General features: G+C 59.6%; 24 protein-coding genes, 1 pseudogene and 1 riboswitch. Of the genes and pseudogenes, 15 read left to right on the top strand and 10 right to left on the bottom strand.

The annotated features are described in order from the left end of the window. Positions 1-139 precede the first annotated feature (139 nt). From AB4N74_RS18805 to AB4N74_RS18795, 3 genes are all read left to right on the top strand, one after another. Complete coding sequence (locus AB4N74_RS18805; RefSeq protein ID WP_008086142.1) at positions 140-697, top strand: hypoxanthine-guanine phosphoribosyltransferase; 558 nt, start codon at positions 140-142, stop codon at positions 695-697. Positions 698-877: 180 nt separating this feature from the next. Then, the gene (locus AB4N74_RS18800) at positions 878-1,357 is read left to right on the top strand and encodes a hypothetical protein (protein ID WP_460096902.1); all 480 of its coding nucleotides are present in this window, start codon (positions 878-880) and stop codon (positions 1,355-1,357) included. 63 nt (positions 1,358-1,420) lie between these two features. Further along, positions 1,421-1,708, top strand: a complete 288-nt coding sequence (locus tag AB4N74_RS18795) for a PA4642 family protein (protein ID WP_093441345.1) — start codon at positions 1,421-1,423, stop codon at positions 1,706-1,708. Positions 1,709-1,775: 67 nt separating this feature from the next. Here the strand turns inward: AB4N74_RS18795 and mqo are convergent, their stop codons facing one another. Continuing rightward, positions 1,776-3,284, bottom strand: a complete 1,509-nt coding sequence (gene mqo / locus AB4N74_RS18790; protein WP_460096900.1) for a malate dehydrogenase (quinone) — start codon at positions 3,282-3,284, stop codon at positions 1,776-1,778. A 710-nt stretch (positions 3,285-3,994) separates the two neighbouring features. Beyond that, entirely contained in the window at positions 3,995-4,228 is a 234-nt protein-coding gene (locus tag AB4N74_RS18785) for a hypothetical protein (RefSeq protein ID WP_007912834.1), read from the bottom strand. Positions 4,229-4,432: 204 nt separating this feature from the next. Between AB4N74_RS18785 and AB4N74_RS18780 the strand changes: the two genes are divergently transcribed. Next, the gene (locus tag AB4N74_RS18780; protein ID WP_007912832.1) at positions 4,433-5,017 is read left to right on the top strand and encodes a YajG family lipoprotein; all 585 of its coding nucleotides are present in this window, start codon (positions 4,433-4,435) and stop codon (positions 5,015-5,017) included. A 292-nt stretch (positions 5,018-5,309) separates the two neighbouring features. On the opposite strand, the gene AB4N74_RS18775 is transcribed toward AB4N74_RS18780, so the two are convergent. After that, positions 5,310-5,516, bottom strand: a complete 207-nt coding sequence (locus AB4N74_RS18775; RefSeq protein ID WP_008083982.1) for a hypothetical protein — start codon at positions 5,514-5,516, stop codon at positions 5,310-5,312. Positions 5,517-5,709: 193 nt separating this feature from the next. Here AB4N74_RS18775 and AB4N74_RS18770 point away from each other — a divergent pair, with 193 nt between their 5' ends. After that, positions 5,710-5,988, top strand: a complete 279-nt coding sequence (locus tag AB4N74_RS18770) for a hypothetical protein (RefSeq protein WP_093441332.1) — start codon at positions 5,710-5,712, stop codon at positions 5,986-5,988. A gap of 87 nt (positions 5,989-6,075) precedes the next feature. Here the strand turns inward: AB4N74_RS18770 and AB4N74_RS18765 are convergent, their stop codons facing one another. Further along, positions 6,076-7,239 carry a 1-acyl-sn-glycerol-3-phosphate acyltransferase gene (locus AB4N74_RS18765; protein WP_200887272.1) on the bottom strand — a complete coding sequence of 388 codons (1,164 nt, stop codon included), beginning with the start codon at positions 7,237-7,239 and terminating at the stop codon, positions 6,076-6,078. Positions 7,240-7,381: 142 nt separating this feature from the next. Between AB4N74_RS18765 and AB4N74_RS18760 the strand changes: the two genes are divergently transcribed. The 3 genes from AB4N74_RS18760 to AB4N74_RS18750 are packed head-to-tail and all read left to right on the top strand — an operon-like array spanning position 7,382 to position 8,494. Next, a complete protein-coding gene (locus tag AB4N74_RS18760) occupies positions 7,382-7,564 on the top strand; it encodes a CPXCG motif-containing cysteine-rich protein (RefSeq protein WP_320336337.1) in 183 nt (60 codons plus the stop codon). Between the two features lie 9 nt (positions 7,565-7,573). Beyond that, positions 7,574-7,834, top strand: coding sequence for a putative signal transducing protein (locus AB4N74_RS18755; protein WP_007912819.1), 261 nt, complete (start codon positions 7,574-7,576; stop codon positions 7,832-7,834). A 36-nt stretch (positions 7,835-7,870) separates the two neighbouring features. Continuing rightward, the gene (locus tag AB4N74_RS18750; RefSeq protein ID WP_099757161.1) at positions 7,871-8,494 is read left to right on the top strand and encodes an SOS response-associated peptidase; all 624 of its coding nucleotides are present in this window, start codon (positions 7,871-7,873) and stop codon (positions 8,492-8,494) included. Positions 8,495-8,714: 220 nt separating this feature from the next. On the opposite strand, the gene AB4N74_RS18745 is transcribed toward AB4N74_RS18750, so the two are convergent. Both AB4N74_RS18745 and AB4N74_RS18740 read right to left on the bottom strand, forming a co-directional pair. Further along, positions 8,715-9,419, bottom strand: coding sequence for a methyl-accepting chemotaxis protein (locus tag AB4N74_RS18745; RefSeq protein ID WP_460092273.1), 705 nt, complete (start codon positions 9,417-9,419; stop codon positions 8,715-8,717). A 198-nt stretch (positions 9,420-9,617) separates the two neighbouring features. After that, a pseudogene (locus AB4N74_RS18740) lies at positions 9,618-9,677 on the bottom strand (hypothetical protein); the annotation flags it as partial. Between the two features lie 1,441 nt (positions 9,678-11,118). Between AB4N74_RS18740 and AB4N74_RS18735 the strand changes: the two are divergent. Continuing rightward, a complete protein-coding gene (locus tag AB4N74_RS18735; protein ID WP_093441307.1) occupies positions 11,119-11,937 on the top strand; it encodes a M48 family metallopeptidase in 819 nt (272 codons plus the stop codon). A gap of 124 nt (positions 11,938-12,061) precedes the next feature. Here the strand turns inward: AB4N74_RS18735 and AB4N74_RS18730 are convergent, their stop codons facing one another. The 3 genes from AB4N74_RS18730 to AB4N74_RS18720 all read right to left on the bottom strand — a co-directional run bounded on the left by AB4N74_RS18730 (position 12,062) and on the right by AB4N74_RS18720 (position 14,894). Then, positions 12,062-12,646, bottom strand: coding sequence for a TMEM165/GDT1 family protein (locus tag AB4N74_RS18730; RefSeq protein WP_077574495.1), 585 nt, complete (start codon positions 12,644-12,646; stop codon positions 12,062-12,064). An 87-nt stretch (positions 12,647-12,733) separates the two neighbouring features. Beyond that, a riboswitch (yybP-ykoY riboswitch) is annotated at positions 12,734-12,858 on the bottom strand. A 39-nt stretch (positions 12,859-12,897) separates the two neighbouring features. Beyond that, a complete protein-coding gene (locus tag AB4N74_RS18725) occupies positions 12,898-13,896 on the bottom strand; it encodes a methyltransferase (RefSeq protein ID WP_460096897.1) in 999 nt (332 codons plus the stop codon). A 32-nt stretch (positions 13,897-13,928) separates the two neighbouring features. After that, positions 13,929-14,894, bottom strand: a complete 966-nt coding sequence (locus AB4N74_RS18720; RefSeq protein ID WP_460096895.1) for a 2-hydroxyacid dehydrogenase — start codon at positions 14,892-14,894, stop codon at positions 13,929-13,931. Between the two features lie 91 nt (positions 14,895-14,985). Between AB4N74_RS18720 and AB4N74_RS18715 the strand changes: the two genes are divergently transcribed. Then, on the top strand, positions 14,986-15,615 hold the full coding sequence (locus tag AB4N74_RS18715) for a LysE family translocator (protein ID WP_093441294.1): 630 nt from the start codon (positions 14,986-14,988) through the stop codon (positions 15,613-15,615). A 127-nt stretch (positions 15,616-15,742) separates the two neighbouring features. Here the strand turns inward: AB4N74_RS18715 and AB4N74_RS18710 are convergent, their stop codons facing one another. Next, a complete protein-coding gene (locus AB4N74_RS18710) occupies positions 15,743-16,507 on the bottom strand; it encodes an AraC family transcriptional regulator (RefSeq protein ID WP_095125778.1) in 765 nt (254 codons plus the stop codon). 84 nt (positions 16,508-16,591) lie between these two features. Here AB4N74_RS18710 and AB4N74_RS18705 point away from each other — a divergent pair, with 84 nt between their 5' ends. The 5 genes from AB4N74_RS18705 to AB4N74_RS18685 all read left to right on the top strand — a co-directional run bounded on the left by AB4N74_RS18705 (position 16,592) and on the right by AB4N74_RS18685 (position 26,133). Beyond that, positions 16,592-17,776 carry an MFS transporter gene (locus AB4N74_RS18705; RefSeq protein WP_460096893.1) on the top strand — a complete coding sequence of 395 codons (1,185 nt, stop codon included), beginning with the start codon at positions 16,592-16,594 and terminating at the stop codon, positions 17,774-17,776. 146 nt (positions 17,777-17,922) lie between these two features. After that, entirely contained in the window at positions 17,923-19,605 is a 1,683-nt protein-coding gene (locus AB4N74_RS18700) for a fatty acid--CoA ligase (RefSeq protein WP_093441279.1), read from the top strand. Between the two features lie 337 nt (positions 19,606-19,942). After that, positions 19,943-21,832, top strand: coding sequence for a DUF1302 domain-containing protein (locus tag AB4N74_RS18695; RefSeq protein ID WP_257356101.1), 1,890 nt, complete (start codon positions 19,943-19,945; stop codon positions 21,830-21,832). Between the two features lie 27 nt (positions 21,833-21,859). Continuing rightward, positions 21,860-23,224: a DUF1329 domain-containing protein gene (locus AB4N74_RS18690; protein WP_093441275.1), complete on the top strand. Its 1,365-nt coding sequence runs from the start codon at positions 21,860-21,862 to the stop codon at positions 23,222-23,224. Positions 23,225-23,400: 176 nt separating this feature from the next. Beyond that, positions 23,401-26,133, top strand: a complete 2,733-nt coding sequence (locus AB4N74_RS18685; protein ID WP_257356099.1) for a LuxR C-terminal-related transcriptional regulator — start codon at positions 23,401-23,403, stop codon at positions 26,131-26,133. Positions 26,134-26,175: the final 42 nt, after the last annotated feature.

Genomic DNA, 26,175 nt, shown 5'->3' with positions numbered 1-26,175 from the left:
AAAACCGGCCTAGATTAATCTATCCGAGGGTGATGTCCTATAGGACATTCTGTACGTTAGTCCATAAAGGCTTGATTCGGCCTCAATGGATGCGTACCTTTGCCCGCTTTTCCGAAAACATCCCCCCCTGGAGAGCGCCATGTCCGCTGATCTCGAGCATATCCGTCAAATCATGCGAGAGGCTGACTGCCTGTACACCGAAGCTGAAGTCGAGGCCGCCATCGCCCGCGTCGGTGCACAAATCAACGAACAACTGGCTGACAGCAATCCGGTAGTGTTCTGCGTGATGAACGGCGGGCTGATTTTCTCCGGCAAACTGCTGACGCATCTGCAGTTCCCGCTGGAAGCCTCCTACCTGCACGCGACCCGTTATCGCAACGAAACCAGCGGCGGCGACCTGTTCTGGAAAGCCAAGCCGGAAGTTTCGTTCATCGACCGCGACGTGCTGATCATCGACGACATCCTCGACGAAGGTCACACCCTCGGCGCGATCATCGACTTCTGCAAACACGCCGGTGCGCGCAAAGTGCACACCGCCGTGCTGATCGACAAGGATCACGACCGCAAGGCGCGTCCTGACCTGAAAGCCGATTTCGTCGGCCTGCCGTGCATCGACCGCTACATCTTCGGTTACGGCATGGACTACAAAGGCTACTGGCGCAACGCCAACGGGATCTTTGCCGTTAAAGGCATGTAATCCGCGCCTCGATCTAAATGTGGGAGCGAGCTTGCTCGCGAAAGCGGTGTATCAGTCGACATCTGTTTTGAATGTCAGTCCGCCTTCGCGAGCAAGCTCGCTCCCACAGTGTTTTTGTGTGTGCTGATCCATCCGCGATACCCATGCTAGAGTGCTCGGCCCCGCCCTCCGGAGCCTGTCATGCGCCTCTTGATCCGCAGCTTTGCCGCCCTGTTGCTCACCTTCAGCCTGCCTCTTTCCGCCGCACCGATGCACAGTCAATTCCTGCCGCCGGACGATCTGACCGTGCGCGATGCCGAGCCCGAGCAGCAGCAACTCATGCAGGTCACCGATTACTCCGTGGTCGTCGGCGCACAACGCCAATCCAATCAGCAGCCGATCCCGGTCACTTCACCGCTGCTGATTCGCCTCAAGGGCAAATCCCTGAACAAAGGCGCGACCATTACTCAAGTGCTGGTGAATTTCGACGGTGAAAGCAAAAGCCTGAAAAAGCCGGTTTATGACGACAAGAGCAAAACCCTCACACTGTTTTATCCACAGGCCCAATACCGCGTGATCATCGATCTTCTGCGCAACGACACCGTGTACGTGCAGTTTCTCAGTTATGCCAACGGCCACATCTGGGCCGATTTGCACACCGGGGAGGTGCGATCGCGTTGAGCCGGGCGGCCGGGCAGGGGTAAACTGCCCGCCCCGTGTAATGTCTGCGAGCTGGAGTCGGCAATGCGTAAAGATAAGAAACAAGTGATTGGTGACGAGATCGGCGATGAGCAGATCAAGCTGTTCCTCGACTTTGAGCCGGTCGACGCCACTTCGCCGTCGCTGCACAAACTGATCAAGGCTTATCGTGGCCTGCGCATTGATGATTTCGAGCGGTTTCTGGGCTTCTTCGTCGCTGCCGGTTACGACGTTGATGGCAAGGACGAGCAGGGCAAGACCTTCGTTGAGCTGATCGCCGATCAGCGCAATGCCCCGGAATACATCGAGCTGATCGAAAAGTCCCGCACCTGAGACTTTTCCCAGGCATAAAAAAACGCCCCGCACTCACTGAGTACGGGGCGTTTTTTATACGGCAAGATCAAGCGTAGCTTGGGGTCTCGCTGCTTTCTTCAACCAGTTCCAGCGCGATGTTGTTCTGCGTGTTGATCTTGCGATACAGCGCAGCATCGGTTTCCAGGACCTTTTCACGGGCCGGGAAGATCTCGGCCAGTTTGCCAGCCCACTCACCCTTGGCCTTGGCCGGGAAGCACTTCTCGATCAGTTCCAGCATGATCGAAACGGTCACCGAAGCGCCTGGCGAAGCGCCGAGCAGGGCGGCGAGGGAGCCGTCCTTGGCCGACACCAGTTCGGTACCGAACTGCAGGATGCCGCCCTTTTTCGGGTCTTTCTTGATGATCTGAACCCGTTGGCCGGCCACTTCCAGGCGCCAGTCTTCGGCTTTCGCCTCAGGGTAGAAGCGGCGCAGGGAATCCAGACGCTGCTCCATCGATTGCATCACTTCGCTGACCAGGTACTTGGTCAGGTCCATGTTGTTTTTCGCCACGGCCAGCATCGGCCCGATGTTGCCGGCGCGAACCGACAGCGGCAGGTCCATGAAGGAACCGTGCTTGAGGAACTTGGTGGTGAAACCGGCGTATGGCCCGAACAGCAGGGACTTCTTGCCGTCGACTACGCGGGTGTCCAGATGCGGCACCGACATCGGTGGCGAACCCACCGCGGCCTGGCTGTACACCTTGGCCTGGTGATGCTTGACCACTTCCGGGTTGTCGCAACGCAGCCACTGGCCGCTGATCGGGAAGCCGCCGAAGCCTTTGCTTTCCTCGATGCCCGAAGCCTGCAGCAACGGCAGCGCCGCGCCACCCGCGCCGAGGAAAACGAACTTGGCGTCGACTTCACGGCTGCTGCCGCTGTTGACGTCCTTGATGCTGACGGTCCAGCCAGCGCCGTTACGCTTGAGGCCGGTGACGCGCTTGCAGTATTTGACCTGAGTGTCGGGAGCGCTGGTCAGGTGCTTGAGCAACTGATTGGTCAGGGCGCCGAAGTTGACGTCGGTGCCGTTCATCACGCGGGTCGCGGCGAGGACTTCGTCCGGCGAGCGGCCCGGCATCATCAGCGGCATCCACTCGGCCATCTTGGCCTTGTCCTCGGTGTACTCCATGTCGGAGAACGCGTGATGCTTGTGCAGGACCTCGAAACGTTTCTTGAGGAAGGAAACGCCTTTGTCGCCCTGGACAAAACTCAGGTGCGGCACCGGGCTGATGAATGATTTGCACGAGCCGAACGTGCCTTTCTTGGTCAGGTATGACCAGAACTGCTTCGACACCTCGAACTGGGTGTTGATGTGCACGGCTTTCTTGATGTCGACGGTGCCATCGGCGGCTTGCGGCGTGTAGTTCAGCTCGCAAAGGCCAGCGTGACCGGTGCCGGCGTTGTTCCAAGGGTTGGAACTCTCGGCAGCACCGGAATCCATCAGCTCGACGACTTCCAGCTTGATCGCGGGGTCGAGCTCTTTGAGCAGCACGGCCAGGGTGGCACTCATGATGCCCGCCCCAACCAGAACTACGTCGACTGCTTCGTTATGCGCCATTTAACGCGTCTCCAAAATCTGCAGCACCAAATTGTCGGCATGGCTGCCAGGCGTTCCGGGACAGGTCAGTGATGTCCAGGCTATCCATGGTCAGGTTCGCCATGTCCGAATCTTCGCAATTTTTCGCAACTTCGACGGATGTATGCGGCTTGGCTTTCAAGAGCTCCATGAACTCATTTCAGCACGCAGCTGGCAATTCGACTTATGGTCGAGACATCCGTTTTTGTGCAACCAAATCCGTAGCGGACAGGCTTCAGGCTCCGATATTCGAGGTATACCCGGTCCTGTGTCGTTGGGCTGTTTCAGACGCTAATGGTGCATGTTCAGACGCAAAACTTTTCATTTGCTCGCCACACTCTTGTGAAGTTGTGAAAACCCGTTTTTTTCACGCTCTTTTGAAGACGTGAACCTCAAAAAAGGGCTGTCCAGGCCTGGCACCTTGCCCGCAAAGGCAAAACAACGCGGTGGCCGAGCGTCATGACAGCTCTGCAGATTCGCGAAAAGCGGGGTTTTTGCCGGTAGAACAGGCAAGCGCGCCAACTTCACTCGATCTGTGTGGGCGGCTCTCTGTGGGCGATTTTGGGTGTCGATGCATGCGCATTGACGCTGTTGCGGGGCCCGATCAGGAGACGTCCTTATAATCGGGGGGAGATTGTATCGAAGAAATGCGGGCAGTTGCTCGTGTTTAATGACTTTTATTAGGCATCCGGTCAGATGCTCAACATCGCTTGCACCCGTGCACGGGGCTGCGACGCTATGACGCGGGCGCTGGCGGGCAGTGGCTGGTGCAACCAGTTGAGGCGGATTTCTTCGATTTCCACCCAACCGTCGCCCATCGGCTGCAGGCTGCACTGCTTGAATGCCTGGCAATGGCCATTGCGGTCGAGCAGGGCGAAGCTGCGGTGCAGCGGACGTGGGGCGAACAACGAGATCAGATAACGCATGATTGAGTACCTTGTGGGGGACTGATTGCAAGGTTGCCAATGCGCCGTGACGTGAACGTGTATGCCGGGTGAATAATCTGTGACAGGAACCGCTTTCCCACGGGTTTGTCAGACATTTCAGTATTCGCTGCCGGGCGCTGGTTACCCGCACTGGCCCACCGCTATACTGCCGGCCTGTTTGTGCCTGATTCTGGAGAGAAGAGCATGTTGCAACGCCTGTTGTTCGGTTTGATCACTGTGGCCGGTTTGACCCTGGCCGGCTGCGCCCACAGCCCGCAACAACTGAGCCCGGAGCCAAAGCTGACCACTCAGCTGCCAGCGGTCGGCCGTGGCCAGCCAGTCGTCGTGCGTGTGGTTGACGGTCGTCCGTCGCCAACGTTGGGCACCCGTGGCGGCCTGTACCCGGAAACCAGCGCTATCACCGTGCAGCGCGAGCAGATCCTGCCGAAGTTGCAGGCTCAGGCTGAAGCCGCCGTGCGTCTGCTCGGCTTCACCCCGACCAACAACGCGCCAAATGCTCCGCAGTTGACCGTGACCCTGGCCGAGCTGAAATACCAGTCGCCGAAAGAAGGCATGTACGTGACCGAAGCGACCATTGGCGCAACCTTCCGCTCTGATGTGCAGAACGCCAACCGCCGTTATAGCGGCCGTTACGGCGCTTCGCTGGACCAGCGTTTCGGCATGGCGCCGAACCAGGAAACCAATACCAAACTGGTCAGCGATGTATTGAGCGATGCGCTGACGCGTCTGTTCAAGGATCCGACGGTGGGTCAGGTTCTGGCTGAGTAAGTTTTCGGCGGATGTGAAAAAGCCCGGGATCAGTGATGAGCCCGGGCTTTTTTGTGGGACTTGAAATCGTACCCCCTCACCCCAGCCCTCTCCCCCAGGGGGGCGAGGGGGAAAGGGAGCCGATCTGTGTTGTGCCTGGGATCTGCATTCATCTCGGAGTTTCAGGTCGATTTGCGTTGTTCTTGAGATCTACATTCACCTCGGACTTTCAGGTCGATGTACCTCGACAAAACAACTCGGTCGGTTCCCTCTCCCTCGGGGAGAGGGCTAGGGTGAGGGTGCTTTTGCTTTTTCAGGCCGCCTGAGAATAAAAGTCGAGCACGCTGACACCCGTCAGCAAATCAGTCTCAGGCAAATCCGCATGCTGATGCCCGCCCAGCGCGCAATACACCAGCCAATGGCGATCCTGAACATTGAAGGCAAGGCTGCCGACGAGACTTTGCTGTTCGTCGTAAGGGGTGATGAGGTACAGACGATCCTGATTTTCAGCGTGAAGCATGTCGCGTTCCATGTGCGTTTCGAGGCGCGCATCTTGGTGTATCCACATGACGAAGCCGTGACACAGGACAGCCATCGGTCGATTGTCAGGTTATTTGTCGCAAAGGCTGGGGTTGAACGGGCAGGTTTGGTTAGAATCCGCGCCGCAGTCGTCGATCTGGCGTCTGCCGTACCGGTTCAGATAGAGGTCTGTGATGTCGCTGCACTTGATGACGCTGTTTACCGCCCATCCCGCCAAGTTGATCAACTTGCTGGCGTTGTTGTTGGCGTTTCCGGGGAGTTGGCTGCTGCACGCCACTCGTCGCCGTGAACAACGTGCGATGGCCAGCATTGCCGCTCAGCGCCAGGCGCAACCGAATGCCGAACCAATCCTTGATTGGGCGACTTTGCGCATGAACCGGTTTTTCTATCGTTTTGGTTTTGCTTGCCTCGGGCTGGCCCTGATCGTCTCCTGGATCAGCACGCGCTATTAAAAGCAAAAGATCGCCGTCTTCGGCAGCTCCTACACGAATCCCCTGTAGGAGCTGCCGCAGGCGGCGATCTTTGATCTTGCCGTTGCTTTACAACGGCAACCCAGCCTTGACCCGGTACTGATTACGCACCGGCGTCGCATATTGCAGCACCAGATATGGACGATGCTCTTCCGGGCACGCATCCAGCCGGCTCTGCCACTCTTCCTGCGCCTTGGCCAGCTCATCCGCCGGGAACACCTCGGCAGCTTTCGGCACATTCAACTGCGGATCGGCATCGGCCCACTGGGCGTACGCCAGGTAGTGCACCGGGAACAACCGGTAACCGCCGAGAATTTGCTTGTCCATCTCGACCGCCAATTGCTTGGTGTCTTCGAACAGCTCGGTAATCGGCGCGGCAAAGTTCACGTGCACCCGGCCCTTGTAGCCGGTGATGCCCTTGGCAATGCTCACATCATCCTCACCCGGCGCTTTCGCGTAAGTGCCGGTGGTGGCGCGGATGTACAGCTCGCGAGCCTTGGCCTGGTCGCACGGGTCATATTCGTAGCTGATCGACACCGGGGTAACGTTCAGCGAGCGGATGACTTCGCCGAACGGCTCGTCCTTGCGGCTCATGTGGAACATCTTGAGGATCGCCGACTCGGTGCGGTCGTCGCCGTCCTTCGCCCGGCCTTCAGCCTGAGCGATCCAGATCGACGCGCAATCGTTGCGGATCGAGTGGTTGATGTACGCTGATAACAGTTGATAAGCGGCCATTTTCTCGCGACGGCCGGTGATCGAACGATGAACGATGAAACTCTTGTTCAGGCGCATCAGGTCGCTGACAAACGGCTTCTGCAGCAGGTTGTCGCCAATCGCAATGCGCGGCGTCGGCAGGCCGGCGTGGTACACGGCATAGTTGACGAAGGCCGGGTCCATCACGATATCGCGGTGGTTGGCGATGAACAGATAGGCGCTGCCGGACTTGAATTGCTCGACACCGGTGTAGGTCACGCCGTCGGTGGCGCGCTCGATGGTGTGGTCGACGTAGGACTCGACCTTGTCCTGCAACGTCGCCACCGACGTCACGTCGGCGAACTCACGACGCAGCCGATGGGCTATAAGTGGTTTGAGCATCCAGCCGAAGGCACCGGCAAAACGCGGGAAGCGGAAGTGGGTGAGGATATCTAGAAACGCCTTGTCGCCGAGCAGTCTTGCCAGTACCACAGGTACTTCGCTGTCGTCGTAAGGTCGGATGGCATCGAATTCGCCCATCATGCTCTCTTGTTGGAAACGGCTAGGGTAAGTAAAGGTTTTGATCGAAAACCCGCGGGGCACGGTCTGAAAAAGTAGCCAGACAAAAATAGCCCTGCAAATAGACCGGCGATTATACGCACAAGTCACTTGGGAGACCGCGATGCTGGAAACCGAGCATTATGAATGTCCATATTGTGGGGAGCGGTGCGAAGCGGTTCTGGATTTGTCCGGAGGAGATCAGCAGTACACCGAAGATTGCCCGGTATGTTGCAGGCCGATCAAATTCAATCTGCAGACTGACGGTCAAGAATGGATGCTCGATGTGCACAGTGAAAACGAGTGAGGCGCGCCCATGCAGCGAATCTACGAGCCGGAAAACCTGATGGAAGGTGAGATGCTCAAGGGCATGCTCGCCAGCGAAGGCATCGAGGCGCATTTGATTGGTCGCGATTTGCTCGGTGGTACGGGCGAATTGCCGATTTTCGGTCTGCTGGGACTGTCCGTCGATAACGACCAGGCCGAATACGCCCGCGAGCTGATCACCGCGTACAATGCCGCGCTGCCGCTGCCCGGCGATGAACCGGAGAGCTTCCCCGGGACGCTGGTCTGTTAGGCTGGCCTTCGTTTTACTTCAGAGTCGTGTTGCCCCATGTGTGGACGTTATGCCCTGTTTCGCTGGAACCGCGACTTCGCGGCCCTGCCTGGTTTTCCCGCCGATCAGCAGGCGCAGTGGAACATTTCCCCCAATGATTCGGTGTTGATGCTGCGTGCCGCTGAAGATGGCCAGCGCAGCCTGGCCCGCGCCCGTTGGGGATTAACGCCGCCGTGGCTGACCGATCTGTCGAAAACACCGGCACATGCCCGGGCGGAAACCGTGGCCGAGCAGCCGATGTTCCGCGAAGCCTTGCGTCTGCGCCGCTGCCTGCTGCCGGCCAACGGTTTTTACGAATGGCGCGGGACGCAGCGCAAGCGGCCGTTCTGGCTGACGCCGGGGGAGGGTTCTTCGCTGTTTTTCGCGGCGATCTGGGAGGCGTATCCGGTGCAGGAACAGGTGTGGTTGAGTACGGCGGTGATTACTCAGCCGGCGTCGAGTCAGCGCCGGCCGTTGATTCTCGATGAGGCGGGGCAGGCGGCGTGGCTCGATCCCGAGACGCCGTTGCATGTGTTGCAGGGGTTGCTGGCCAGTGAACCGGCGGCGCTGCGTGAGCGGGTGCTGGCGAATCTGATCAATGATCCGAAGCTCAATGGGCCGGAGTGTCTGACTCCGGGTTAAAGCATTTAGATCAAAAGCCCCTCACCCTAGCCCTCTCCCAGAGGGAGAGGGGACCGACCGGGGGATATTGTCGTAATACACCGACTTGAACGCTCTGCTTTGAATCCATAATCGACTGGTTATTTCAGGTCGATGTATGAAGGGAGACAACTCGGTCAGTCCCCTCTCCCTCTGGGAGAGGGTTAGGCGGGCGGCGTTCCGATGAGGGGCTTTTCGCTTTTCAGACCTTGAACTGATTGATCAGCCGCCGCTGCTGCTCGGCCAGCTTGGTCAAATCGGCACTCGCCGAACTCGACTCATCCGCGCCCCCCGCCACTTCATTGGCCACTTGCCCGATGTTGATCACATTGCGGTTGATGTCATCGGCCACCGCACTCTGCTCTTCCGCCGCACTGGCAATCTGCGTGTTCATGTCGTTGATCACCGAAACCGCCTGGGTGATCGTTTCCAGCGCTTCAGCCGCTTTCGCCGCATGCTGCACGCTTTCGTCAGTGCGGTTCTGACTGTCCTCCATGACCCGCACCACATCGCGGGTGCCTTGTTGCAGTTGCTGGATCATGGTCTGGATTTCTTCAGTGGCTTTCTGGGTTTTCTGCGCCAGATTGCGCACCTCGTCGGCGACCACGGCAAAACCACGACCCTGCTCGCCGGCACGCGCTGCTTCAATCGCCGCGTTCAGGGCCAGCAGGTTGGTCTGCTCGGCGATGCCGCGAATGGCGGTGAGAATGGCGTTGATGTTCTCGCTGTCCTTGGCCAGGGTCTGTACCACATCTACTGCCTTGCCGATTTCCAGCGCCAGCACGCCAATCGAATTGGACGTATCGCGGACAATCTGCATGCCCTGGCTGGCGGCCTGGTCGGCATGACTGGCCGCTTGTGCAGCCTGCGTCGCGTTACGCGCGACGTCCTGCGCGGTGGCGGTCATTTCCTGCACCGCCGTGGCGACCTGATCGATCTCGGCCATTTGTTTTTGAATGCCGATGTTGGTGCGAATGGCAATGTCGGCGGTGTGTTCCGAGGAATCGCTGACGCTCTGCACCGACGTCACCACCTGCGTGATCATCGCCTGCAGCTTGGCCAAAAAGGTATTGAAGCCCTTGGCGATCGAGCCCAATTCATCGCTGCGATCACTGCTCAAACGTCGGGTCAGATCACCTTCACCTTGAGCGATGTCATTGAGCATGGCGACCATTTGCTTCAGCGGTCTGGCGATGCCGTGGCCGACCAGCCAGATCACTAGCAGGCCGAGGCCGGCGATGAGCAGACCAACCATGGCCATGCCGAAGGTGTCGGACTTGCGTTGCGCATCAAGGTCGGCCTGCAGCTTTTGCAGATCCGCCATTACCGCGTTCAAAGGCAATTGCAGCATCAGTGTCCAGCGTGCGTCGGTCTGGCCGATGCCGAATGGCAGGTACAGTTCGATGCGACCCTTGTCCTTGTTGACCGAGTAAGTCACTTCGCCGCGTTTGAGATTGGCCATGTTGGCGGTCTGCTCAGCGTCGAGAATATCGCTGACTTTTTCGCCGAATTTGCTCGGGTCTTTGGTGTAGGCGACGATCCGGCCGTTGCCGCCGATCAGGGCCATTTGCCCGGCGCCGCTGTAGAGCTTCTGGTTGGCGCCGAGGAGCATTTCCTGAATGAAGTTCACCGACAGGTCGGCGCCGACAATGCCCTGGAAGGCGCCGTTAAGCATGATCGGTTCGATAAAGGAGGCGAGCATGACGATCTTGTCGCCGACCTTGTACGGCGCCGGATCGATCACGCAGGATTTTTTGCTTTCTTTCGAGCACAGGTAGTACTCGCTGGCACGCACGCCGGTAGACAGGACTTTCTGGTCGTCGACATCGACCAGTTTGTCCAGGCCGAGGGTGCCGTCATCGTTGCGGAACCACCACGGCAGGAAGCGCCCGTTGGCGGCATCGATCCCGACCACGCTGGTGCCGATATAGGCCGCGTCGTTGTGATCGAGGGCGTTTTTCTCCCAGCCGATGTAGGTGCCGAGAATTTTCGGGTTCTTTTCGACGTTCTCTTTGATCAGGCTGATCAGTTGCTCGCGACTGACAGTGAGGCGCGGCTGACCATCTGCACCCGGCGTACCGAGCAGGGCGTTGACCCGCACCAGGCCACCGGCAATCAGCAGTGGCGCTTCGAGCTCGCGCTGGATCTGGCTGACCTGGGTTTGCGCCAGCGAGGTCAGGCGCTGTTCGATGACTTGCTCGAACTGCGCCTGGGTGCGCTGTTGCACCATCTCTTGCGTGCGCGCGCCGGAAAACAGCGCATACAGCACCAGCGCGGCGACCACGCTGAGGACGATGGCGCCGGCCAGGGCGGCGACGGAAAACTGGATCGACTTGAACTTCATGGGAGCTCCGCACGCAAGAGGACGTCTGCGCTGATGTATCGGCAGCGGGCATTGGGCCATGAGTGCGAGCCGGAGCAATTGAAAGCCAATGTCGCAAATGGATCAGTGCGCGACGCAGTTGCACGGGACTTGGCGGTCGCTGTGAATTTTTTGCGACAGCTCTGGTGGGAAACGTCTGAAAGTCGCTGCAACACGTCCGTTGTATCTGGCGTCGATACAATTACCCGCCTAGGATACGCGCAGGTTTTCAGGGAGCTTTTGAATGAACAAGACATTGGTTGTAAGTGCACTGAGCGCAGCGCTGTTGCTGGCCGGTTGTCAGTCGGTCAACACCACCAGCGGCGGTGCCGTGGGTGTGGAGCGCAAGCAGTACATGTTCAGCATGCTGTCCTCGCAAGAGGTCGACCAGATGTATGCGCAGTCGTATCAGAAGACCGTCGGCGAGGCGTCCAGCAAAGGTGTGCTGGACAAGACCAGTCCCGAGGCCAAGCGGGTTCAGGCGATTGCCAACCGTCTGATCGCCCAGGCGCCGAACTTCCGTCCGGATGCGGCGCAATGGCAGTGGGAAGTCAATCTGATCAAGAGCGATGAGCTCAACGCCAACTGCGGGCCTGGCGGCAAGATCATTTTCTACACCGGGCTGATCGACAGCCTGAAACTCACCGACGATGAAATCGCCGCCGTTATGGGCCATGAAATCGCCCACGCCTTGCGCGAGCACGGTCGTGAAGCGATGTCCAAGGCGTACGGGATTGAAATGGCCAAACAGGGCGCGGGTGCGTTGCTCGGCCTGGGGCAGGACAGTCTGGCGCTGGCTGATACCGTGGCCAACTACGGGATGACGCTGCCGAACAGCCGCGCCAACGAAAACGAAGCCGACCTGATTGGTCTGGAACTGGCCGCACGCGCCGGGTACAACCCGAACGCCGCGATCACTTTGTGGAACAAAATGAGCAAAGCGTCGGAAGGTTCGCCGCCGGAGTTCATGAGCACTCACCCGGCTTCGACCAGCCGGATTGCCTCGTTGCAGGCGGCAATTCCGAAGGTCATGCCGTTGTACGAAAAAGCTCCTAAATCCTGAGTCAGTGATCGTTCCCACGCTCTGCGTGGGAATGCCTCAAGGGACGCTCCGCGTTCCAAGCGGGACGCAGAGCGTCCCCGGCTGCATTCCCACGCAGAGCGTGGGAACGATCCTTCACTGAGGATTAAACCCAGCCACTGCTCTGCATCGCCTTGTACACCGCAACAATCGCCAGAATCATGAATGCCGAAGCCGCAAGGCGACGGATCAAGGTCAATGGCAGTTTGTCTGCGGCGAAATTACCTGCCAGCACCACCGGCACGTTGGCAATCAACATGCCCGCCGTCGTACCGATAATCACCAGCCACAGTTCCGGATATTGCGCGGCGAGCATCACCGTCGCGACCTGAGTCTTGTCACCCATTTCTGCGAGGAAAAACGCAATCAGCGTGGTCAAGAACGGCCCGAACTTGCGTGCGGTGCTGGTTTCATCGTCATCCATTTTGTCCGGAACCAGTGTCCACAGCGCCGTGGCCGTAAAGCTTGCGGCGAGAATCCAGTGCAGCGTGGCATTCGAGAAGAAGCTGCCAAACCAGGCGCCGACCGCACCGGCTGCTGCGTGGTTGGCCAGGGTCGCGGCGACAATACCGGCAATGATCGGCCAGGGTTTGCGGAAGCGAGCGGCGAGAATCAGCGCGAGCAGTTGCGTCTTGTCGCCGATTTCGGCCAAGGCAACGATTGCGGTGGGAACGAGTAACGAGTCCAGCATCAGGATTTCCTAAGGGGCGGGTCGACACGGCTATGACACGTACAGCCTTCCCGCCCCGGGTAAGGTGTGCGTGTCATAGGTCTTGTCAAACCCTGCGATCCGTCTGCTGCGGACGCTTGGGTCGCATACGCCATGATCTGAGGATCAAGTATGTTGACGTATGCCGGACGAGCTTGGCGCTCGTGGGAGACTACTCCCCTAGGACGGAGCGGATTCTGCCTTCGCAAATCCGATTGAGCAAGAACAAATTTTCAGCCGCGCTTGGCCCGGTAGATGCGGAAACCATTGCCTTCGGCCTTGATTGCACAGACGCCCAGATGCTCTTCGATCAGCGGTTGATACTTGAGGAAGCTGTTCGCCACCAAGCGCAGTTCGCCGCCATTTTTCAGATGTTTGGCCGCTTTTCGCAGCAAGTTCTCGGTTGCGAAATAATCGGTGTGCACGCCGACATGGAAAGGTGGATTGCTCAGAATCGCACTCAAACCCATCGGCGCGGCATCGATACCGTCGCCAGTCAGCACTTCAGCTTCCAGACCGTTGGCCGCCAATGTCAGGCGGCTGCTGGCGGCGGCGAAGGCATCGACATCGAGCAGGGTCACCTGATTGTGCGGGTAGCGACGCTTGACCGCAGCGCCCAGAACCCCGGCACCGCAGCCGAAGTCGAGCAGATGGCCGCTCGGCAGTTTGTCCAGATGCTCCAGCAGCAGGGCACTGCCGCGATCCAGGCGACCGTGGCTGAACACGCCCGGCAGGCTGATAACTTTCAGCGGACCCTCGGCCAAAGGCAATTCATAGGTCTGCGCCAGGCTTTCCAGGGATTTCACTTCAGGGGCGTTGGCCACGGTGACTTGCCAGAGCTGGCAGTGCCGCGCGCTGTCGAGTTTGCGCGGCTTGCCGAACGGGTTGAGCTGCTTGGATGCGCCTTCGATGCCGCTGCGCTTTTCCCCGACCAGAAATACTTCACGCCCGGCCAGACGCGAGGCCACGGCATTGAGGATGTAATCGGTCAGGTCTTTGGACTTGGGCAGGAACACCACGGCGCTGTCGAACTCGAGCTCTGGAATGTTCACGCCGAAATGGCTGCGCCCTTCGAAACGGGCATCCAGTGCGGCCTGGTCGCCGGCATGCCAGCACCAGCCGAATGCGTTGGGCAGGCGTCCGAGCAAATCATCGGCGGGCAAACCGGCCAACAACAACGAACCTTGAAAAAACTCGGGCTGACGAAGCAGTACTTCACTGCGCGGATCCATAACTGCTCCTCAAAAAAAAGTGCCGCAGTTTATCAACTGACGACCCGCAGCGCCTTACCGCTGAAGAACGCCTGAGCGTTTTCGGTCAATTGGCCGACGATGCGCTGCCGAGCCTCGCGGCTGCCCCAGGCGTTGTGTGGCGTAACGATCAGGCGTGGGATGTCCGCCGCGAGCAACGGATTGCCTTGGGTCGGCGGCTCGACGCTCAACACATCGGTAGCCGCGCCGCCGAGGTGGCCGTTGCGCAAGGCATCGGCCAGCGCCTGTTCATCGATCAGACCTCCACGCGCGGTGTTGACCACGAACGCACCGGGCTTCATCGACGCCAACTCGCGAGCACCGATGAAGTGGCGGGTGTGTTCGTTGAGCGGGCAGTGCAGGGTGAGGGCGTCGATTTGTGGCAGCAGTTCATCCAGCGGCAAACGATCCGGGCGAGCTGGGCGCCCGGGAATCTGCCCGAGCAACACGCGCATGCCGAACGCTTCGGCCAATCGCGCCACGGCGCCGCCAAGTTCGCCATGACCGAGCAGGCCGAGGGTTTTGCCTTGCAGTTCTACGATCGGGTAGTCGAGCAGACAGAACTGTTTGGCCTGCTGCCAGCGGCCTTCGCCAACGGCTTTTTGATAATCGGCCAGACGCGTGGCGAGGTTGAGCAGCAGCATGATCGTGTGCTGCGCCACCGACGGCGTGCCGTAACCCTGGCAGTTGCACACGGTGATGCCGTGAGCGCGGGCGGCCGCAAGGTCGACGTTGTTGGTGCCGGTGGCGGTGATCAGGATCAGCCTCAGGTCGGGGTTGGCGGCCATGGCGGCGGCGTCGATCAGGATCTTGTTAGTGATCGCTACGGTGGCGCCTTGCAGGCGTTCGGCGACTTGCCCGGGCAACGTTTGGGCGAACAGCTGCAGATCGCTGAAACACTCGCGCAACGGACTAAGGTCGAGGTCGCCGAGATCCAGCGAAGGGTGATCAAGGAATACCGCGCGGTGCGTGTTCGTCATCAACTGTACCTTTCGTGCTGTGAGCGTAGGGCGTAATCTGCCGAGCCTACCAGATGAAACAAATTGATACGCTTGGCCGAAAGGAGCCCCCATGTACTGGACCGAGTTCTTGACCGTTGCACTGATCCATTTGCTGGCTGTCGCCAGCCCCGGCCCGGACTTTGCGGTGGTGGTGCGCGAGAGCGTGACCCACGGTCGTCGCGCCGGTACCTGGACCGCATTGGGCGTGGGCACGGCGATTTTCCTGCACGTTGGTTATTCGCTGCTCGGTATCGGCCTGATCGTGTCGCAATCGATCGTGTTGTTCAACGCGTTGAAATGGGCGGCGGCGGCTTACTTACTGTACATCGGCTTCAAGGCATTGCGCGCGCAACCCGCGAAAGCCGTGGCCGATGACTTGCACAAAGAGGCCGGCGTACGCACGGCTCGCGGCGCGTTCACGTCGGGCTTCGTGACCAATGGTCTGAATCCGAAAGCCACGCTGTTCTTCCTGTCGCTGTTCACTGTGGTGATCAACCCGCACACGCCACTGGCGGTGCAGGCCGGTTACGGGATTTACCTGGCGGTCGCGACTGCGTTTTGGTTCTGTCTGGTGGCGATGTTGTTCAGTCAGCAGCGGGTGCGTGCCGGTTTCGCCCGCATGGGCCACTGGTTCGATCGCACCATGGGCGCGGTGCTGATCGCTCTCGGCGTGAAAATCGCGTTCACCGAGATGCACTGATCTCAGAACCGCGACTTGAACCTGTGGGAGCGAGCTTGCTTGCGAAGGCGTCGGATCAGTCGACATCACAGGTGACTGGAAGATTGCTTTCGCGAGCAAGCTCGCTCCCACAGGGGGTGGGAAACTCCTACACGAGTTCGCTGAGTTTGCTCAGGGTGTTCAGGTAGTCGCGGGGATTCTCTCCCAGCAAACGGCGAAACATCGCGCTGAACGCCCGCGCGCTGCCGTAACCCAAGTCCTGCGCCACACGCTGCACGCTGTCCCCGGCGAGCAGGCGCGGCAGGGCTTCCATCAGGCGCAGTTGCTGGCGCCAGGCGTTGAAACTCATCTGCACTTGTTGCTGAAACAGCCGCGCCAGCGTGCGTGAGCTGGCGCCGACCTGCTGCGCCCAGTCTTCCAGCGTATTGGTGTGATCGGGGGTGTGCAGCAGTGCCAGACAGATATTTTGCAGCCGCCGGTCGGTTGGCATCGGAATGTGCAGCGGCAGGTTTTCCAGACCGGCGAGTTCTTCCAGCATCAACTGCTGAATCAGCGGATTGTCGGCATGCGGCGGCCCTTGCACGGCACGCAGGATCAGCTCGCGCAGCAGCGGCGTCACCGCCAATACGCAGCACTGTTGCAGGCTGGCGGGTGACAGTTCTGGCGCGATGAACAGCGAGCGCATCTGCACGTCGCCGCTCATGAAAATCTCGTGCGCCACTTCTGGTGGAATCCACACCGCGCGACTAGGCGGAATCACCCATGCACCCGAGTCCGTGACCACGCGCATGATCCCGCTGACCGCATACAACAACTGCGCCTCGCGATGCAGGTGCAGCGGCTGGTGCGCGCCATCCAGATAATCCCGGGGGTAGGCGCTCACCGGGCCGTGTTCGAAATGGCTGATCAACATGTCTGATTCGATGACTTGTCTGGCAGGAATGCGCTTTGTGGCCAACTTAGCATAGCGCCACACAACAACGTAAAGCGTGCCGCCATGAATCAATCCAGAAACGTCATTCGCTATATCAACGCCGCCCATGTGATCGATCACATGTTCATGCTGATATTTCCCGCCGCCGTGCTCGGTATGACGCAGGCCTTCGGTCTCGACTACGCCACGCTGATCGGCCTGTCACTGGGCGGCTTCATTGCCTTCGGCGCGTGTTCGCTACCCGCTGGTTGGCTGGGCGATCACTGGAGTCGGCGGCAGATGATGCTGGTGTTTTTCTTCGGCATCGGCGCTTCAGCGATTTTCACTGGCCTGAGCAGCAGCCCGGCCATGCTGGTGATCGGTCTGACCCTGATCGGTATTTTTGCGGCGATTTATCACCCGGTCGGCACGGCGATGTTGGTCGCTTATGCTCAAAATCGCGGCCGGGAAATCGGCATCAACGGTATGTGGGGCAATCTGGGTGTGGCGTTTTCGGCGCTGATCACGGGCTTGCTGGTGGCGCAATTCGGCTGGCGCTCGGCGTTTCTGATACCGGGCGCAGTGGCGATTGTGCTGGGGGTTGGCTTCGCCTTGCACGTGCGTGAAGAGCCGATTCCGAAGCGTGCGCACACGCCACTCAAGGGGGCCGCTGGCCAGCGTATTTCCATGCTCATGGTGTTCGGCGTGCTGGCGCTGGCGACGGCCACTGGCGGCGTGGTGTTCAACGCCACCACCATGACCTATCCGAAGCTGTTTCAGGAGCGTTTGCATGAGCTGTTTGCCTCGCCGCAAACCCTTGGAGTGGTGGTCTGTCTGGCCTATGCCTTTGGTGCGGTTGCGCAGTTGAGCATTGGTCGGGTGTTGCATCGACTCAGCCTGAAATGGCCGTTCATTGTCCTGACGCTGTGCCAGGCACCGCTGCTGTTTGCGCTGGCCTATGCCGACGGCTGGGCCGTGATCGCCTTCGGCGCAGCGTTCATGTTCGTGGTGTTTGGTCAGGTCACCGTCAACGATGCGATGGTCGCCAACTTCGTCGCCCCGCAATGGCAATCACGGGTGTTCGCTCTGCGTTACTGTTTATCGTTCGGTGCCAGTGCGGCGGCGATTCCGCTGATTTTCTATGTCGAACCGCGCCATGGTTTTGTAGGCCTGTACTTGATTCTTGCGGGTTTCGGCGCTTTGACCTTCCTTGCAGCAGTCGTATTCCCACGGACGCCTTCCGAGGAGGCTGTAGGGCAAACAGCCTGATCAATAGCGAAAACCGGCAAATGCTGGCGCAAAGCTAGCATTTGTACGGCTTTGCAAATCATTCCTTTGGCTGATTTGGCTGGCGTATAAGGGTTCTAGAGTACCGATCTCTACGCCAACACCGTGCAGTCAGAAAAGGGATTCTTATGTTGCAGACTCGCGTCATTCCCCCGGCCGATGGGGCCTACCAGTATCCATTGCTGATCAAACGGCTGCTGATGTCCGGCGCCCGTTACGAGAAAACCCGCGAGATCATCTACCGTGACCAGTTGCGCTATAGCTACCCGACCTTGATCGAGCGCGTGGCGCGGTTGGCCAATGTGCTGACGGCCGCCGGTGTGAAAGCCGGTGACACCGTGGCGGTGATGGACTGGGACAGTCATCGTTACCTGGAATGCATGTTTGCGATTCCGATGATTGGCGCGGTGATTCATACCATCAACGTGCGCCTGTCGCCGGAACAGATCCTCTACACCATGAACCACGCCGAGGACCGCTTTGTGCTGGTCAACAGCGAGTTCGTCGGTCTTTACCAGGCAATCGCACCACACCTGAGCACGGTCGAGAAAACCCTGCTGCTGACTGATTTGCCGGAAAAAACCGCCGACCTGCCGAATCTGGTCGGCGAGTACGAACAACTGCTGGCCGCCGCTAGCCCGCAGTACGACTTTCAGGACTTCGACGAAAACTCGGTCGCCACCACGTTCTACACCACCGGCACCACGGGCAATCCGAAAGGCGTGTATTTCACCCATCGGCAACTGGTGCTGCACACCATGGGCGTGTCGACGATCATGGGTTCGATCGACAGCGTGCGCCTGCTCGGCACCAACGACGTGTACATGCCGATCACACCGATGTTCCATGTACACGCCTGGGGCCTGCCGTACGTGGCGACCATGCTTGGCCTCAAACAGGTTTATCCGGGGCGCTACGATCCGGAGTTTCTGGTGGAGTTGTGGCGCAAGGAGAAGGTTACCTTCTCCCACTGCGTGCCGACCATCCTGCAAATGCTGCTCAACGCCAAAGGCGCGCAAGGCACCGATTTCGGCGGCTGGAAAATCGTCATCGGCGGCAGCGCGCTCAATCGCACCTTGTATGAAACCGCCAAGGCGCGGGGCATTCAGCTCACCGCTGCGTACGGCATGTCGGAAACCGGGCCGCTTGTATCCTGTGCGCACCTCAATGATGAGTTGATGGCCGGCACTGAAGACGAGCGCACCACCTACCGGATCAAGGCCGGTGTGCCGGGGCCGCTGGTGGAAGCGGCGATTGTCGATGCCGAGGGTCACTTTCTCCCGGCCGACGGCGAGACCCAGGGCGAACTTGTGCTGCGTGCGCCATGGCTCACCGAAGGCTATTTCAACGAACCGCAGAAGGGCGCCGAGCTCTGGGCTGGCGGCTGGTTGCATACCGGTGACGTCGCCACGCTCGACAGCATGGGCGTGATCGACATCCGCGACCGCATCAAAGATGTGATCAAGACCGGCGGCGAGTGGATCTCTTCGCTGGATCTCGAAGACCTGATCAGCCGTCACGTCGCGGTACGCGAAGTAGCAGTGGTGGGCATCGCCGATCCGCAGTGGGGCGAGCGCCCGTTTGCCTTGCTGGTGATCCGCGAAGGGCACGTGATCGGGGCACGCGAACTCAAGGAACACCTCAAACCGTTCGTGGAATTGGGCCACCTGAGCAAGTGGGCGATTCCGAGTCAGATCGCCCTTGTTACCGAAATTCCCAAGACCAGTGTCGGCAAGCTCGACAAGAAGCGCATCCGCCTCGACATCACCGAATGGCAGGCCAACAACAGCACCTTCCTTTCGACACTTTGAGTGTCTGCTGGCGCGCCGAAACCGGCGCGCCAGACCCACCAAGCAAGCGCTTGGCTTGTGAAATCGAAAAAATCAGCCATCCTTGCCGTGCCGACATGCGTCGGACTGGCGAAAGGACTGTTCCAGAGTGGTTGGCAGCTGCAAATCACACTTTAGAGGGATCAAGCAGTACCACCTGCTGGCTATAGTCCGCTCAAGGATTTTTAAGAACGGGGCACACGCACAAAACGGGGCGATGCATCTTTGGAGTGATTTCGGGTTGTCTCTGGCACCCGGTCCTTCAGGCGTTTTTAAAAGTACTCACTGCCATAACAATAATGCACATGGAGTAGCGTCGATGACCTCAGTAAACCAGTTCTGGCGCCGGGCGAAACTGCCTCTGGCGGTCAGTCTTGCCTCTTCGCTCGCCGGGCCCGCATTCGGCGTCAGTTTCAACGTCGGTGAAATCGAGGGCCAGTTCGACTCTTCCCTGTCGGTCGGTGCCAGTTGGTCTACCCAGAGCCCGAACAAGAACCTCATCGGCGTCAACAACGGCGGCCATGGTCTGTCGCAGACTTCTGACGATGGCCACGCCAACTTCAAGAGCGGCGAAACCTTTTCGAAGATCTTCAAGGGCATCCATGACCTTGAACTGAAATACGGCGACACCGGCGTGTTTGTCCGTGGCAAATACTGGTACGACTTCGAACTCAAGGACGAAAGCCGCGAGTTCAAGGACATCAGCGATTCGGGCCGTAAAGAGGGCGCCAAGTCGTCCGGCGGGCAGATCCTCGACGCCTTCGTCTACCACAACTACGCGATCGCCGATCAGCCAGGTTCCGTGCGTCTGGGCAAGCAAGTGGTGAGCTGGGGTGAAAGTACCTTCATCGGTGGCGGCATCAACTCGATCAACCCGATCGACGTTTCCGCGTTCCGTCGTCCGGGCGCCGAGATCAAGGAAGGCCTGATCCCGGTCAACATGTTCTACGTGTCCCAGAGCCTGACCGAAAACCTTTCGGCCGAAGCGTTCTATCAGCTGGAATGGGACCAGACCGTCGTCGATAACTGCGGCACGTTCTTCTCGCAGCCAGACATCGTTGCCGACGGTTGCAACGACAACCTGCGCGTGCTGAACAAGCGTTCGCAAATTCCGGCCATCGCCCTGGGGCCGTTGGCGGCCAACGGTGTCAACGTCAACGAAGAAGGCGTTCTGGTGCGCCGTGGTCCGGACCGCGATGCCCGTGACAGCGGCCAGTGGGGTGCGTCCTTCAAGTACATGTACGAACCGCTGGACACCGAGTTCGGCGCCTACTTCATGAACTACCACAGCCGTGCGCCGATCTTCAGCGCCACCGGTGCTCCGCAATCGGTCTACAACACCGCGCGCGCGCTGCCGGGGCCGTTTGCGGCACTTGCACCGTTGCTGGTCGCGGGTAACTCGAACTACTTCATTGAATACCCTGAAGACATTCGCCTCTACGGTCTGAGCTTCTCCACCACCCTGCCTACCGGTACGGCGTGGAGCGGTGAGATCAGCTACCGGCCGAACGCGCCGGTACAACTGAACTCCACCGACATTCTGTTCGCCGGTGTGCGTCCGATTGGCGGGGCACTGACCAACGCTTCGATACTGAACGGCGTGCCGGGACAGGATCTGCACGGTTACGAGCGCAAGGAAATCACCCAGATCCAGACCACGTTCACGCACTTCTTCGATCAGGTCATGGGCGCCAGCCGTCTGACCCTCGTCGGCGAAGTCGGCGCGACCTACGTCGGCGGGCTGGAAAGCCGTTCCGACAAGCGCTATGGCCGCGATCCGGTATACGGCCCGGGTGAGTTGCCAGCCACTGGCGGTGTGAATACCTGCGCCAATATTCTCAACGCCAGCACCATCAATGGTGCCGGGCCGGGTTCACCGCAGAACAACCGCAGCCGCAATTGCGACAACGACGGCTTTACCACCTCGATGTCGTGGGGCTACCGCGGTCGCGCCATCTGGGAATACAACGACGTCTTCGCCGGTGTGAACCTCAAGCCGAACGTGGCCTGGTCCCACGACGTCAGCGGTTACTCGCCAGGCCCTGGCGGCAACTTCGAGGAAGGTCGCAAAGCGGTCAGCCTGGGCGTCGACGCTGAATACCAGAACACCTACACCGCGAGCCTGGCGTACACCAACTTCTTCGACGGCAAGTACACCACTGTGGATGACCGCGACTTTGTTGCGCTCAGCTTCGGCGTGAACTTCTAAGCACTGCATTTCAGGACGAACGAATTTATGAAAATAACAAAGAGTCTGTTCCACGCCGGTGTTCTGGGTCTGTCGCTGCTGGCGACCGGCGTCATGGCCGCCGTGCCTGCTGCCGAAGCCGACAAACTGGGCAAGAGCCTGACACCGATGGGCGCGGAAATGGCCGGTAACGCCGACGGTTCGATCCCGGCGTGGAAGCCGCTGCCGAAGAATGCCGGCAGCGTCGACGCGCGTGGCTTCCTGTCCAACCCTTACGCCAGTGAGCAACCGCTGTTTACCATCACCGCCAAGGATGTCGACAAGTACAAGGACAAGCTGGCGCCGGGCCAATACGCGATGTTCAAGCGTTATCCGGACACCTTCAAGATGCCGGTTTACCCGTCCCATCGCGGTGCGACCGTGCCAGATGACGTGTTTGCCGCGATCAAGAAAAACGCCACCACCACCAACCTGGTGTCCGGCGGCAACGGTCTGGAGAACTTCGAAACGGCCGTGCCGTTCCCGATTCCGAAGAGCGGTGTGGAAGTCATCTGGAACCACATCACCCGCTATCGCGGTGGCAGCGTGACTCGTCTGGTGACCCAGGCCACGCCGCAACCGAACGGCTCGTACAGCCTGGTGTACTTCCAGGATCAGTTCGTGTTCCGCGACAAGATGAAGGACTACGACCCGAAAAACCCGGGCAACATCCTGTTCTACTTCAAGCAGAAAGTGACCGCGCCGGCACGTCTGGCCGGTGGTGTGCTGCTGGTGCACGAAACTCTCGATCAGGTCAAAGAACCACGTTCGGCGTGGGTCTATAACGCCGGCCAGCGTCGTGTGCGTCGTGCGCCACAAGTGTCCTATGACGGTCCGGGTACTGCGGCGGATGGCCTGCGTACCTCCGACAACCTCGACATGTTCAACGGTGCTCCGGATCGCTACGACTGGAAGCTCGAAGGCAAGAAAGAGATGTACATCGCCTCCGACAGCTACAAGCTCGACGATCCGAAACTGAAGTACGCCGACATCATCAAGGCCGGTCACATCAACCAGGATCTGGCACGTTACGAGCTGCGCCGCGTCTGGCATGTGGTTGCCACCCTGAAAGAAGGTCAGCGTCACATCTACGCCAAACGTGACTTCTACATCGACGAAGACACCTGGCAAGCCGCCGTGATCGATCACTACGACGGTCGTGGCCAACTGTGGCGCGTCGCCGAAGCGCATGCCGAGAACTACTACGACAAGCAAGTGCCGTGGTATGCCCTGGAAACCCTCTACGACCTGCAGTCCGGCCGCTATCTTGCACTGGGCATGAAGAACGAAGAGAAGAGTGCGTATGACTTCGGTTTCACCGCCACCACCAGCGACTTCACCCCGGCTGCACTGCGTCAGGATGGTGTTCGCTAAACCGCTGTAAAACCGAGGCCGCATCCTCGTGAAAACGCCCCGACTGGTTCGGGGCGTTTTTTTGCGTGTAGCCTTTTTGTAGCCATTTGTAGCAGCAACCTTCATAACCGGTTCGTTTAAGGCTAGTCTGCGGACATCTGCAACGCCGCCAACAGCAATTCGAACAAGAGCCGGCCATGACTGATCTGTCCCCACTTCCGGGTCCCGCAAGCGTTGCCATCGCGGCACTGGACGGGCGTTTTTTCCGCCCGCCGCTGCCCGACGGCTACGTCTTGCGACCACGCCTTTGCGAGCGCCTGCAGGCCGGGCTCGGTGGGCGTCTGTTGCTGGTCAGTGCTCCCGCCGGGTTTGGCAAGAGCTCGCTGGCGGTGGAGTTCTGTCAGAGTCTGCCGGCACACTGGCAAAGCCTTTGGCTGGGCCTGAGTCCTCGCGACAGCGACCCGGGGCGCTTTCTCGAACGTCTGCTCGAAGGCTTGCAGGACTACTTTCCGCAACTGGGCAGTCGCGCACTCGGCCTGCTGAAAATGCGCCAACGCCATCAGCCCTTTGCCTTCGAAGAATGGCTCGACGGCTTGCTCGATGAACTGACCCTGCACCTCGATCCCGGCGCGCCACTGCTGTTGGTGCTCGACGATTACCATCTTGCGCAAGGCCCGGTGCTCGATCGCTGCCTGCAGTTTTTCCTCAACCATTTGCCCGATGGCTTGCTGGTCATGGTCACCAGTCGCCAGCGCCCGGACTGGCATCTGGCGCGCTTGCGTCTGTCACGGCAGTTGCTGGAGTTACATGAAGCGGATCTGCGCCTGACTCACGACGAAGCCCTGACCTTGCTCGATCGCCACAGCAGTTCGCTGCGCGGTGAAGCGCTGGAAAACCTGATCCAGCGCAGCGAAGGCTGGGTCGCCGGTTTGCGGTTCTGGCTGCTCGCGGTGTCTGAGGCCGGCAGCGATGCGGCGCTACCGCAGGCGTTGAACGGTGGGGAAGGGCTGATCCGCGACTATCTGCTGGAAGAGGTCATCGATTGCCTGCCGGCCGAGGTGCAAGCCTTTCTGTACGACACCGCCCCCCAGGAACGCTTTTGCAGCGAGTTGTGCGACGCCGTTCGCGAAGCCCACGACAGCGCCGAGATCCTGCGTTTCCTGTTGGCCCATCAGGTCTTTCTGGTGCCGCTGGACGAGCACGGTCACTGGTATCGTTATCACCATTTATTTTCGGATTTGTTGCGCAGTCGGCCGATTGCTCAGGCGATGGTGCCGACTGCAACGCTGCACCTGCGTGCCTGTCGCTGGTTCAACGCACAAGGGCTGCTGGATGAAGCCGTGGAGCAGGCGTTGCGTGCCGGTCACCTGGATGTCGCGGCAAATCTGGTACAGAACCTCTCGGAGGAGCAACTGCTGGCCGAGCAAAACGTCGGCATGTTGCTGCGCTGGAAAATGGACCTGCCAGACAGCCTGTTGATCAGCACGCCGCGCTTGATCGTGCTGTACAGCTGGGCGCTGGGGCTGGCCTGTCAGCTGGATGCCGCCGAGGAGTTGTCCAGTCACCTGAGCCGCTTCCTGCCGGCGCCTTCCGCTACTGCGCAAAAGTCGATGCTGGCGCAATGGCTGGCGTTGAGCGGGATCATCGCTCGAGGGCGTGGGCATCGTGAGCTGACGATCAGATATTGCACCGAGGCCCTGGAAAGCCTGCCGGCCAAACGTTATGGCCAACGGCTGATGTGTCTATCGACCTTGTCCAATCTGGCCATTGCCGATGGCGATCTGTGGCGCGCACGCGGTCTTAACCGCGAATCCCTGGAGCTGGCGCAGCGGGTCGGCAATCCGTTGTTCGAAGCTTTGGCCCATTACGACCGTGCACGGGTGTTGCAATCGCGTGGCGAAATCCTGCGCGCACTCGATGAAGTCCATCAGGGCCTGGGGCGACTGCGTGGTTTGTCGCCACAACGTCTGTACGCGGTGCGCGCTCGGCTGACGTTGTATGAGGGTTTTCTGTTGGCCATGCGCTTGCAGCCTCAGGCGGCACGCGTGCGGTTGTTGGCCGGGATCAGCGAGGCACGAGCCTGTCGCGATATCAGCGTATTGATCGGCCATTGTGTCATCGCTCGTCTGGACGGCAGCAGTGGCGAATTCGCCAAGGCTTTTGCCGAACTCGCCGAAGCCGAACGCCTGATGCACATCTGGGACGTGCCGCCGATCTATTATCTGGCGATGATCACTCTGGTCAAATGTGAACTGTGGCTGGCGCAGGGTCGCACCGATCTGGCCGAGGCATGGCTGGCGCGGTTGGGCCAGACCTACACCGGCGAACGCGCCGCTGCGCCGCCGGAGTTCCATCCACAACTGCCGCTGCATGTGGAACTGCAACAGGCTTTGCTCGACCTGAATCAGGGCCAACCGATGCTCGCCGAAGGGCGTTTGAACGTCTTGCATGAAAACGGCCAGCAAACCGGCCGGCAGTTGCTTAGTGTGATGGCGTTGACGCAGAAGGTGGCGCTGTTGCTGGCAGGCGGTCGAGAGACAGAAGCCCGCAAGGCATTGGGTCAGGCTCTGGAAGCGGCGGCGGGGGGGGTATTGCAACCGTTCGATAGCTTGGTGAACGGACACGCGGACTGGTTGCGTGGGCATTTGCAAGCCTCTGCGACATTGTCAGGGCAACAATTGCTGGCGCATTTTCCGCCTGTAGCGGCGCGTCCAGTCGTCGATCATGGGGGCACTGAGCAGCTCAGCAGCAGGGAGTTGTCGGTGTTACGCCTGATCGCTCAAGGCTGTTCGAATCAGCAAATCAGCGAACAATTGTTCATCTCGTTGCATACAGTGAAAACCCATGCCAGCCATATCAACAGCAAGCTGGGGGTGGAGCGGCGTACGCAGGCAGTGGCGCGGGCGAAGGAATTGGGGGTCTTGACCTAGTCCTCGGCAATATTGACACCAACAGAAACGCCCCGAATCCTC

It is taken from the genome of Pseudomonas sp. H3_C08 (assembly GCF_054669455.1).
This window is presented reverse-complemented; position numbering and strand designations above follow the sequence as displayed.

Bases quoted from the DNA above. Each gene is read 5' to 3' on its own strand.
- AB4N74_RS18805 (WP_008086142.1), top strand. From the start codon at position 140: ATGTCCGCTGATCTCGAGCATATCCGTCAAATCATGCGAGAGGCTGAC.
- AB4N74_RS18800 (WP_460096902.1), top strand. From the start codon at position 878: ATGCGCCTCTTGATCCGCAGCTTTGCCGCCCTGTTGCTCACCTTCAGC.
- AB4N74_RS18795 (WP_093441345.1), top strand. From the start codon at position 1,421: ATGCGTAAAGATAAGAAACAAGTGATTGGTGACGAGATCGGCGATGAG.
- mqo (WP_460096900.1), bottom strand. From the start codon at position 3,284: ATGGCGCATAACGAAGCAGTCGACGTAGTTCTGGTTGGGGCGGGCATC.
- AB4N74_RS18785 (WP_007912834.1), bottom strand. From the start codon at position 4,228: ATGCGTTATCTGATCTCGTTGTTCGCCCCACGTCCGCTGCACCGCAGC.
- AB4N74_RS18780 (WP_007912832.1), top strand. From the start codon at position 4,433: ATGTTGCAACGCCTGTTGTTCGGTTTGATCACTGTGGCCGGTTTGACC.
- AB4N74_RS18775 (WP_008083982.1), bottom strand. From the start codon at position 5,516: ATGCTTCACGCTGAAAATCAGGATCGTCTGTACCTCATCACCCCTTAC.
- AB4N74_RS18770 (WP_093441332.1), top strand. From the start codon at position 5,710: ATGTCGCTGCACTTGATGACGCTGTTTACCGCCCATCCCGCCAAGTTG.
- AB4N74_RS18765 (WP_200887272.1), bottom strand. From the start codon at position 7,239: ATGGGCGAATTCGATGCCATCCGACCTTACGACGACAGCGAAGTACCT.
- AB4N74_RS18760 (WP_320336337.1), top strand. From the start codon at position 7,382: ATGCTGGAAACCGAGCATTATGAATGTCCATATTGTGGGGAGCGGTGC.
- AB4N74_RS18755 (WP_007912819.1), top strand. From the start codon at position 7,574: ATGCAGCGAATCTACGAGCCGGAAAACCTGATGGAAGGTGAGATGCTC.
- AB4N74_RS18750 (WP_099757161.1), top strand. From the start codon at position 7,871: ATGTGTGGACGTTATGCCCTGTTTCGCTGGAACCGCGACTTCGCGGCC.
- AB4N74_RS18745 (WP_460092273.1), bottom strand. From the start codon at position 9,419: ATGACCGCCACCGCGCAGGACGTCGCGCGTAACGCGACGCAGGCTGCA.
- AB4N74_RS18735 (WP_093441307.1), top strand. From the start codon at position 11,119: ATGAACAAGACATTGGTTGTAAGTGCACTGAGCGCAGCGCTGTTGCTG.
- AB4N74_RS18730 (WP_077574495.1), bottom strand. From the start codon at position 12,646: ATGCTGGACTCGTTACTCGTTCCCACCGCAATCGTTGCCTTGGCCGAA.
- AB4N74_RS18725 (WP_460096897.1), bottom strand. From the start codon at position 13,896: ATGGATCCGCGCAGTGAAGTACTGCTTCGTCAGCCCGAGTTTTTTCAA.
- AB4N74_RS18720 (WP_460096895.1), bottom strand. From the start codon at position 14,894: ATGACGAACACGCACCGCGCGGTATTCCTTGATCACCCTTCGCTGGAT.
- AB4N74_RS18715 (WP_093441294.1), top strand. From the start codon at position 14,986: ATGTACTGGACCGAGTTCTTGACCGTTGCACTGATCCATTTGCTGGCT.
- AB4N74_RS18710 (WP_095125778.1), bottom strand. From the start codon at position 16,507: ATGTTGATCAGCCATTTCGAACACGGCCCGGTGAGCGCCTACCCCCGG.
- AB4N74_RS18705 (WP_460096893.1), top strand. From the start codon at position 16,592: ATGAATCAATCCAGAAACGTCATTCGCTATATCAACGCCGCCCATGTG.
- AB4N74_RS18700 (WP_093441279.1), top strand. From the start codon at position 17,923: ATGTTGCAGACTCGCGTCATTCCCCCGGCCGATGGGGCCTACCAGTAT.
- AB4N74_RS18695 (WP_257356101.1), top strand. From the start codon at position 19,943: ATGACCTCAGTAAACCAGTTCTGGCGCCGGGCGAAACTGCCTCTGGCG.
- AB4N74_RS18690 (WP_093441275.1), top strand. From the start codon at position 21,860: ATGAAAATAACAAAGAGTCTGTTCCACGCCGGTGTTCTGGGTCTGTCG.
- AB4N74_RS18685 (WP_257356099.1), top strand. From the start codon at position 23,401: ATGACTGATCTGTCCCCACTTCCGGGTCCCGCAAGCGTTGCCATCGCG.